The 341-nt window shown below is 36.1% G+C and carries 1 protein-coding gene; it reads left to right on the top strand.

Going from position 1 to position 341, the window contains the following annotated elements:
* The coding region (locus M901_RS15775) for an aldehyde dehydrogenase family protein (protein WP_021279219.1) at positions 1-341 on the top strand (341 nt) is incomplete at both ends.

The following is a 341-nucleotide window of genomic DNA, read 5'->3' as shown; positions in this document are numbered from 1 at the left end:
GATGGAGAGTTTATTAATATTCCAACTCTAAGAAGTTACTTAGACAGTGAATTAAGAACAGTTGAGAATTCACTGGATCAATACCAATCAGAGCTTGGTAAAGAACAGAATAATATCTTCAAGACAAATGGTGAGATGATCACAGTTAAATCTCCTTCTGATGGAGAAACTGTTGTTGGAACAATCCGATTTGCCAATGTTGAAGATGCTAAGACTGCTATTAAAGTTATTGATGAGGACTTCTACAATGGTAAATGGTCGCAAATGTCTTGGATTGAAAGATCAATGATTATGATCAAGGCCAGTGATCTTATGCATGTCAGAAGAAATGAACTCTCGGC

This window comes from Bacteriovorax sp. DB6_IX (genome assembly GCF_000447775.1).
Taxonomy (GTDB): domain Bacteria; phylum Bdellovibrionota; class Bacteriovoracia; order Bacteriovoracales; family Bacteriovoracaceae; genus Halobacteriovorax_A.
Note: the sequence above shows the minus strand (reverse complement) of the source record. Positions and strands in the feature narration are given on the sequence as shown.